Consider the following 8,531-nt stretch of genomic DNA (forward strand, 5'->3'; position numbering starts at 1 on the left):
ACAATGAATCCAATCATCCGTACTGCTTCTTCCAAAACTAAAAAAGCAGTACGGATATGTCTTGAAAAAGTATACGGTTCGATTTCCATATTTCAAATCTGCCTTTGGATTTTATGCGGAGTTTCGATTGGATGTAAGGAAGAAGTCGTTCCTCGGAAACTTTCATTCATCCCAAACAATAAAAATGGAATGGTTCGTTTTCAATCCGTGGAACACGGACAATGGAATGGAAAATCGAAAGAATATTATTTTATTCTGAAACAGTCCGAAAACGTGCAAGGAGTGTTTCAAATCGATTCTACGGATTCCAATTTGAAAATTCTACTTACAAAGAAGAATTTTCTGATTCATTCCACCACGGAATGCATATCTTCCGTTTCGGAAAACACAGTCTCTTGTCGGTTGGAAATTCCGTCTTTAGAAAAGGGAAAGTATGTTCTTTCCGTATTTACACAAAATTCGCCTCGCGAAAGCGAGAGTTCGCCCCATGCTTCCGATTACAATTTATTTTCGGGGATCTATGGAAAGGGTTACGCAGATCTTGAACTTTAAAAAGGGATTTCAAACAATTAAGAATCAAATCAATCGACTTTCGATCGGTTCAAAATCGTATTCCGAAGCCATTCTTCAATTCCAGATCGTTTCGAAAATTCAAGTTAAGAATATTATTTTTTTCGTATATACTGTCTTTTCAAAAATAAAACGGTATCTATCGGAAAATACCGGGAGCGGCTGTCTTTTGCAAAAAGCACTTAAGAAAAATGGAAAACTTATTATAGTTATGTTTTTATTAACTGTATTTTGGAACTGCCAACATGCACGAGTAAGATTTCCTCAGGAAACTCCAGAGCCCTGTAAACTTTCCAATCAAAAAAAAGAATGTAAAATTGCGTTAGAAGCACGAATCAAAATGGAATCCACACCAAAGCAAACATTTACTATTTCACAGAACTTTTATTTTTGGGGGTTAAAACCTTCCAACTATGCGATCGACGGAACCACCTATTGTCCGCATGGAGTTTACGAAGCGTATCAATTTACATCTTTTTGGAACGGTTTATATGAGCAGCTAACGCTTGGTTTTTTTTCTCCCAGAACGCTGGTCTTAACTTGCCATTCTTCTTGAGGAAATCATGTTTAGAAATTTGAAATATATTTCGATCTTTTCTTTTACCTGGATTTTTGTAACTTGTTACCAAACTACTTTGCAAGTAACGCCTAGAAAAACCCATTTTTCTTCTCCTATCGAAGAATCCAATCCCGATCAAGAATATAAGCAGGGAAATTGGATTGCTGGTCTGATTCCCTCCTTTGATCCACCTCTCATCTCTTGCACAAATGGGAGACCAGAATTAAAAATTCGCCGAGGAGTTCTGGATAATGTGATTCATTGGACCATCGGAGGGATCTATACCAGAAGAACAATTCAAATCTACTGTTTAAAATAAATTCTAGAGTTTTTATAAAATTTCATAATTCTTGGAATTTATTAGTAACCACCTAATAAACCTTACAATTACCCACAATTATCTTTCCCAATGCTAAATCCCAATGTAATATCAGTTAGTCAAGAAAATCCTCTCCAAATAACCATATTACCCGGAGGAGGATCAGAAGACCGAGCCAGATATCCATCAAGTCTTGCAATTTTAGTAATATAGTTTGTGAGCATTTTATTTTGTTTACGATCGCAACTTTTATCTTTAATGAGCTCGTCCAATACATGAATCTCTGTTTGAGTCAATCCAATATCTGGAGGAGCATTGTTTGTTGAACGATTGATCATGGTCATCCAGAATATTCGCCAAGATAAAATGCAATAGATTGAAATCAGATTTACCAATCTTTCCGCCGTTCTAAGTTTTGATTCTTCCACTTTGCAACCGGACTTTAAAATTTTATAAAAGACTTCAATCTTCCAACGCAAAGCATACCATTGTAGCTTTTGAATCGCATCCGAATTAGTCTTAACTGACAAATTAGTTATCAGTTTCCAATCAATCCTTTTGCGGTCTTTAGGGGTCCCTTTTTCTTGCGCATGAATAACGGTAAGGTTTAATTCGGGATATTTTTTCTTTTTACTAATCGGAGGAAGGATACGTATATGGCGATACTTAACTTTGATTGAAACTTCTGATAGGTTTCCTTTTTCATCCCTGACTTTAATTCGATGTGTTCCTTTTACGTGGGAATTTTTCATTACATCATGAATCGTATGATCCCCTTCTATTGCAAGACGATCGACACAAGATCTTATGAGAAAATTCGTTCCCAACTGGTCTGCTAAGCAAAATAGCTCATAAATATCGCTTTCTCGATCTCCTATGTGCACACAATTTTCAGGATGGGCCAGCACTAGATTGTTTGAGATTTTCTAACCAACGAAAGCTTTCCTTTTCTTCGATCGGTATTCTTGTAGGATTAGTTTTCTTCTTTAATGCGTTACAACCTTTAAACTTTTTCCTATTCCAGAATTTAATTGAGGCTAATCCAAGCGGAAGTCCTTCCGTTGTAATTACTAAACTTGAATGCATTAGAATGCCACTTGCTGTGTAATACCTCAAGCGTCCGTCTGTATATTTTCCTGCAATGGTAAGTCGAGTGAATCCTACCGCTGTTGCTTCTTTTCGCTTAAACGAAAATTAAGTTGTATCATGCAAAATTAAAAATGGACCGTCCTCGAAATTGCAATCTTTCTTGTGTTGATTGAAAATGACCTCCTATTCAAAATCATATAACAGAGTATCTAATGTTTTGCATTAAAACAGGCTTTGTAATAAAAATTTATGGTACTTATTTTTATAGAGATCAGTAATATTTCCTTTTCACTTGCACGATCGTTAGAGAGAAAACGGTAGGCGGCCTTGGTATTCGACCAATCCTGACTTACAAACGGTATGCTACCACCAATTCCTTCTGACGAGTTTTCAAGAAATTTATAAAATTTTTTATGAAGCCGAGACATCTCCAAAAATCACATCCGGACATTCTTCTTCTATCCAAGTTTTCCTTTCCTTCATACCATCCTAAAACCTCTTCATATCATCAAAAGGCATTTTAGATTCGGTCTTTATTCGGTACAAGAAATTCTTAATTGTAGGTAATTGTAAGCAATGAAATACATTTTATTGTTGTTAAACTCTCGTGGAATTCCTACCTAACATTTTCAAGTTTTGAGACGTGCTCTTAAGTTCAGAAAAAAAACAAAATCCAGGAAAGAACAATTCCTCCAAAAAGTAGAAAAACGATTCGAAATTTTCCTCTGGGACCTCCGTCTAACACAAACCCAGTATGTTTGAATCCGTAAAAGATATATACGATTACGGGAAAAATTTTCCAGAGAGCCAAATTCCCGGATTTGAAAAATTTCAGTAACAGCAAGGAAAGAACGGTCCAAAAAAGAAATTCCAAAACTCCTAAAACGGTCTTTTGCTCGGATACAACCGGATCGAATTTTTCATACCGGCTTCGATCGATTTCTTGAGGGAGAATGGAAGGCCCAAGACTCGTCGGTCTCCATCCGGGTGGTTTGAGAAGAACGAGAATTTTCTCTTTGAAGCTCTTCGTCTTTTGCACCAAAGAAAAAATCTCTTCATAAACGTGAAAGTTCGTGTACACAGGATCGAATGTAGTCACCGGCTTTGTAAGCCCATATATCGGTTCTTCTTCCTCTCTCGCAAAAGAACCAAAAATTCGATCCCAAAAAATCAAAATTCCTCCGTGATTCTTATCGATGTATTTGGGATCCCTTCCATGATGCACCCGATGATGTGCCGGAGTAACCAAAATTTCCTCCAAAAATCCGAGCTTCCCGATCAACCTCGTATGCACCCAAAATTGGTAGATCTTTAAAATCCCGTGAGCCAATAAAAATGCCTGCCAAGGAACTCCACAAAATGCAATCGAAAGATTAAAGATATATTCGAAAACCCTCTGAAAACTAGACTGCCGCAAAGCGACGGCAAGATTAAATTCTTCACTAGAATGATGCGTTACGTGACAAGCCCAGAGAAAGTTAATTTCATGTGTAGCCCTGTGAAACCAATAGTAAACGAAATCCACCATTAAAAATACGAAAATCCAGCCAGTCAAATTCCGAAATCGGATTTGAATATTTCCATTCTCCAGAAAAAACGGAGACCCCAAGGGGATCTCCGGAATCCCGAACAGAACTTGCAAAGAACAAAATATTCTAAATTTCTCATAAATCCAAAGTGAAACGACTGTTACAAGAATGCCCGTCAAAGAAAATAAAATGCCGGTGCTTAAATCGGCAACCGTATCATTCCAGCGATATACTTTCTTTCCGACTATCCGGGAATAAAAAACCTCCAATCCGATCAAAATCAGAAAAAAGGGAACCGCTAAATCTATAATTGATCCTTGCATCTTTATTCAATTGTTTTTATTCAAAAATTTCGCAATCTTACGTATAATGAACCGGGGTGTAATTCTTACACTTTGAGCGAGTATTTTGTTTAAAGTTCCGGAGATAACGACCGGTTTTCCTTTTTTCAGAGCGTCGTATCCGATTTCAGCGACATCTTTAGCGCTCATAAGCGGAGCAATTGGGTTGTTCAAAAATTTCGACTTGGTTATTTCCGCTCTCTCGAAAAATTCGGTTTTCGTAGGTCCAGGACAAAGAGCGGTTATCGTTACTCCATCCTTATAAACGTCTTCGTAGACTGCTTCCGAAAAAGACAGTACATAGGCTTTCGTCGCATAATAATTTGCCATGTTTGGCCCAGGTTGAAACGCCGCAGTGGACGCCACATTCAATATTTTCCCATTTTTACGTTCCACCATACCTTGTAAGAAAAAATGCGTCAACTCAACCAAAGAAGCCACATTCACTTGGATCATCTGAAGTTCTTTCCGCAAATCCATTCGATCGAATCTCCCGTTCGTTCCAAAACCCGCATTGTTCACAAGAATTTCTACAACCGCTTTTGATTTTTTCGCGAAGTCAAAAATCTTTTTGGAAGCCTTCGGATCTGCAAGATCAACGGAAAGAATATCCACCTTTACTTTAGCTGACGATTCGATTTCCTTCTTTACTTTCTTTAAAGTTTTTTCGTTTCTTGCTACAAGAATCAGATCGTAACCATCTGCCGCGATAAGCTTACTGAGTTCATAGCCGATTCCGACTGTACCACCCGTAATGATTGCCGTTTTTGTCATTTATAGGTTCCTCTTGCGGTCGAAATTAATCGCAGGAAAAAAGAGAGAAAGACTTTTTTTAGAAAGAATTAAAGACGCCAATTCGGCGTTAGTTTGTTAAGAATTTAAAAAACTTTCCAATCACACAAATCCACATTCATTTGAGCTTTAAGACAAACCGCCAAATTCCCCGGAAAAAGTGTTTGCCAATAAATATTAATTCTTATTTTTCCTTCCCATGATCAAACTGTACGGCTCAAACATCAGTAACTATGTAAACAAAGTAAAGCTGGGGCTTTTGGAAAAAGGATTAGAATACGAACAAATCAGGGTCTCTCCTTCTCAAGACGAAGAATTTTTAAAGATCAGCCCGATGGGAAAAGTTCCGGCTCTGGAACTAGACGGAAAATTCATATCCGAGTCCGGAGTTATTTTAGAATTCTTAGATACGATTTTTCCCCAAACACCAAAACTAATCCCCGAAGATCCCTGGGAAGCCGCCAGAGTCAGAGAAATTACGACGATGATAGAAATCTATCTGGACATTCCCGCGAGAAGAATCTATCTTCTGAGCATGAAAGGAAAAGCTGTTTCTCCCGAATTGATCGAAGAAGTTCATCCGATTCTGGTCAAAGGAGTAAAAGCGCTCCAAAGGTTGGTTCGATTTTCTCCTTATATCGCAGGGAACGTTTTTACGATGGCGGACTGCTCTGCTTTTGCAAACCTCTCCATGATCGACGAAGAATTACGCTCTTTTTACCCGAACAATCATCCCTTAGATTTGTTAAACGATTGGAAAGGATACCTTACATTTATGAAAACAAAAGAGGGTCCCGCACTTGTGGAGAAGGAAAAACAGACTTTTAAAAAAATCATTGCAAGAGCCAAAGCGAGAATAGAATAAACATCGAAATTCTAAGCAATTCTTTAAAATTGATTTGACTCTCTTAGTACGCAAAATAGCCTACTGTGGTTTCTATGGAACCAGAAAAAGTAATTTCGATCCCGATCCGAGAACTTTCTCATCTCAAAGTTCTTTTGGCAGGTTGGTATAATTTCCTAAAGGAAAACTACGATCAAAAACAGATCGACCAGAATGAATTCAAAGACGCACTTCGTAGTAATGTCGTTTATAACATCGACCAAGATCAGGTCGAACTTCTCCTAGCAGGAAAGGAAACTCTCCTCCAAAATTTCAGGAAAAGCCTTTCCTAATAGTTTTCTTTTAATTCGTAAAGTTTGAGAAGAGATTCGACTTCCGGATCTCGTCCTAAAAGTCGTTTGAAAAGAATCATCGCGTTTTCGCTTCCTCCCTTTTCCAAGATTTCCGTAAAATATGCGTCACAAAGTTCCGGATCAAAAATCCCTTTGTCGACAAACGCGAAAAAGGCGTCCGCACTCATCACTTCGGCCCATTTATAACTATAATATCCCGCGGCATAACCTCCGGAGAAGATATGGGAAAATCCGTTTTGAAAACGATTGTATTCAGGTGGAATCACTACTGCAACTTCTTTGCGAACATTCTGAAGAATGGAATGTACCTCTTCTTCCGTATAATTTTTTTCGTGAATGAGAATATCGAAAAGAGAAAATTCGAGTTGTCTTACAATCCCCATTGCGGAAAGGAAGTTTTTAGTCTCCTTAAGTTTTACGATCATAGAATCCGGAATCGTTTCTCCGGTTTTATGATGTCTTCCGAATATCTTTAGAACTCCCGCTTCAGTCGCAAAGTTCTCCAAAAACTGGGAAGGAAATTCCACCGCATCCCACTCAACACCGTTGATTCCACTGACCGGAGGTTCTTCGATTTTCGTACAAAGATGATGTAACGCGTGCCCCATCTCGTGAAAGAAAGTGACCACGTCACTGTGTTTTAAAAGAGAAGGAGAATCTTTCGTAGAAACCGGAAAGTTACAAACGACGAACGCCGTCGGAAGAATTTCCTCATTTACGATTCGATTTCTAGAATGCCAATTGTGCATCCAAGCCCCGCCTTGTTTGTCTTTGCGAGATTCCAAATCCAAGTACAACCGGGAGAGTAGTTTCCCTGATCGATAAAGGTCGTATACCTGAACTTTTTCCTCCCAAACCCGAGCGGACATTTTACGAAATTCCAACCCGAAAAGTTTATTCAAAAATTGGAATGTCCCGAAAACTACACTTTCTTTCTCAAAATAAGGACGAGTTTCCTCTTCGTCGAAATCGAATCTGGATTTCATCAATTTCTCACTCACAAATGCAGTATCGTAAGCCTGAAGAAAATCTATCCCCAAGGTCTTTGCAAAATTCGAAAGATCGGCAAATTCCCTTTCCGCGATCGACTTCACCTGTTTTGCAAGATCCCTCAAAAATTTCAAAACCGTCTTTCCGGAATCGGCCACCTTGGTCGCCAAAGAAAGCTCCACGTAATCGCGATAACCAAGCAGTTTTGCAAGTTCGTTCCTTAACAGGAGTATGTCCTCGATCAGTTTTCCGTTCTGAGGTGCCCTCGTAGTATAAGCCTTATATAATGATTCTCTAATAGATCGATTCGGGCCGTGAGTCATATACGCCATGTAACTCGGCATATGAAGCGTGAAACGATATTTTCCGTCCTCCGTTTTAGCCACGCTCAAATCCGATTCTGGAATTCCTTCCACATCCTCGATACGATCCAAAACGAGCTCGAAGGAATTAGTCGCATCAAGCAAATTCTGAGAGAACTGATTGCCCAGATCGGAAAGACGAATCTGGATCTCCTGAATTCTTTTTTTAATTTCTGGTGGAAGTCCAATTCCACTCAACTTAAACTGCGTGACGGCGTCTTGTAATACTTTTTTTTGGGAAACGTTCAAGGTATCTTCATTCTTTAAAATTTCCTGATATACGAGATTCAATTCCTCGTTCTGACCCAAGTCGGAATAAAAAGCAGTGATCTCGGGAAGTACCTCAGTATAAAGAGCCTGGATTTGCTCGGAATTTTTTACGCTGTTGAGATGGGCAAGAACTGTAAACTCAATCTGCATCTCTTGCACAAGATCATTCAAAGGACGAATGACGCGATCGTAAGTTATTTCTTTTTTTCGAAGGAGAATCGGAAGTTCCTCCCTAATTTTTTTGATCTTTTTTAAGATCGAATTTTTAGTTCCCTCAGGATCATCTGTTTTGAATTCCGGTAACATCTCCGCCAATTTTCCTCCGCCCTTCGAAACTTCATCCATTTTTTCAGGTTTGACCGGAAACCTACCAATTGGCAAAAACGAATCTATGTTTGCAAATCGACTTTTGCGGTTCGGATTTTCCGTTTTCTTTTCAGTCGGATGTTCTTATGCAAAGAACAAACTTCCTACCTTTTCTCCAAACTTAGAATGTTCACAAAAAGAACTTCC

The 8,531-nt window shown here is 38.7% G+C and carries 11 protein-coding genes (1 of these 11 running past the window's edge); 6 read left to right on the top strand and 5 right to left on the bottom strand.

The window, feature by feature from the left end; all coding sequences use genetic code 11:
• Positions 1-3 precede the first annotated feature (3 nt).
• From LEP1GSC190_RS10550 to LEP1GSC190_RS10560, 3 genes are read left to right on the top strand one after another with little or no spacing between them, the layout of a single operon-like run.
• Positions 4-552 (top strand): LIC_10463 family lipoprotein, encoded by a 549-nt coding sequence (locus LEP1GSC190_RS10550; RefSeq protein ID WP_237578298.1) that lies wholly within the window; start codon positions 4-6, stop codon positions 550-552.
• Entirely contained in the window at positions 542-1,126 is a 585-nt protein-coding gene (locus LEP1GSC190_RS20240; protein WP_002747988.1) for a Bor/Iss family lipoprotein, read from the top strand. Before LEP1GSC190_RS10550 ends, LEP1GSC190_RS20240 begins: the two co-directional genes overlap by 11 nt.
• A 7-nt stretch (positions 1,127-1,133) precedes the next feature.
• Complete coding sequence (locus LEP1GSC190_RS10560; protein WP_002747719.1) at positions 1,134-1,448, top strand: LIC_10461 domain-containing protein; 315 nt, start codon at positions 1,134-1,136, stop codon at positions 1,446-1,448.
• A 119-nt stretch (positions 1,449-1,567) separates the two neighbouring features.
• Here the strand turns inward: LEP1GSC190_RS10560 and LEP1GSC190_RS10565 are convergent, their stop codons facing one another.
• From LEP1GSC190_RS10565 to LEP1GSC190_RS10585, 4 genes are all read right to left on the bottom strand, one after another.
• Entirely contained in the window at positions 1,568-2,356 is a 789-nt protein-coding gene (locus LEP1GSC190_RS10565) for an IS4 family transposase (protein ID WP_161970104.1), read from the bottom strand.
• Between the two features lie 390 nt (positions 2,357-2,746).
• On the bottom strand, positions 2,747-2,965 hold the full coding sequence (locus LEP1GSC190_RS21100; protein ID WP_202618073.1) for an IS4/Tn5 family transposase DNA-binding protein: 219 nt from the start codon (positions 2,963-2,965) through the stop codon (positions 2,747-2,749).
• A gap of 227 nt (positions 2,966-3,192) precedes the next feature.
• A complete protein-coding gene (locus LEP1GSC190_RS10580; RefSeq protein ID WP_002747750.1) occupies positions 3,193-4,389 on the bottom strand; it encodes a sterol desaturase family protein in 1,197 nt (398 codons plus the stop codon).
• 6 nt (positions 4,390-4,395) lie between these two features.
• The gene (locus LEP1GSC190_RS10585; protein WP_002747853.1) at positions 4,396-5,181 is read right to left on the bottom strand and encodes an SDR family NAD(P)-dependent oxidoreductase; all 786 of its coding nucleotides are present in this window, start codon (positions 5,179-5,181) and stop codon (positions 4,396-4,398) included.
• Positions 5,182-5,398: 217 nt separating this feature from the next.
• Here LEP1GSC190_RS10585 and LEP1GSC190_RS10590 point away from each other — a divergent pair, with 217 nt between their 5' ends.
• Entirely contained in the window at positions 5,399-6,064 is a 666-nt protein-coding gene (locus LEP1GSC190_RS10590) for a glutathione S-transferase family protein (RefSeq protein WP_002747880.1), read from the top strand.
• 74 nt (positions 6,065-6,138) lie between these two features.
• Positions 6,139-6,375 (top strand): hypothetical protein, encoded by a 237-nt coding sequence (locus LEP1GSC190_RS10595; protein ID WP_002747816.1) that lies wholly within the window; start codon positions 6,139-6,141, stop codon positions 6,373-6,375.
• Here LEP1GSC190_RS10595 and LEP1GSC190_RS10600 read toward each other — a convergent pair.
• Positions 6,372-8,324: a M3 family metallopeptidase gene (locus LEP1GSC190_RS10600; protein ID WP_002747909.1), complete on the bottom strand. Its 1,953-nt coding sequence runs from the start codon at positions 8,322-8,324 to the stop codon at positions 6,372-6,374. The two genes, LEP1GSC190_RS10595 and LEP1GSC190_RS10600, sit on opposite strands and share 4 nt — an antisense overlap.
• On the opposite strand from LEP1GSC190_RS10600, the gene lsa23 reads away from it, so the two are divergent.
• Positions 8,308-8,531, top strand: the 5' portion of a protein-coding gene (gene lsa23, locus LEP1GSC190_RS10605; protein WP_002747930.1) for a surface adhesion protein Lsa23. Its footprint extends 490 nt past the window's final position; 224 of the gene's 714 nt are visible here — the first part of the coding sequence; its start codon is at positions 8,308-8,310; the stop codon falls past the right edge of the window. The genes LEP1GSC190_RS10600 and lsa23 overlap by 17 nt on opposite strands.

The sequence above is a fragment of the Leptospira mayottensis 200901116 genome (assembly GCF_000306675.2).
Classification (GTDB): Bacteria; Spirochaetota; Leptospiria; order Leptospirales; family Leptospiraceae; genus Leptospira; species Leptospira mayottensis.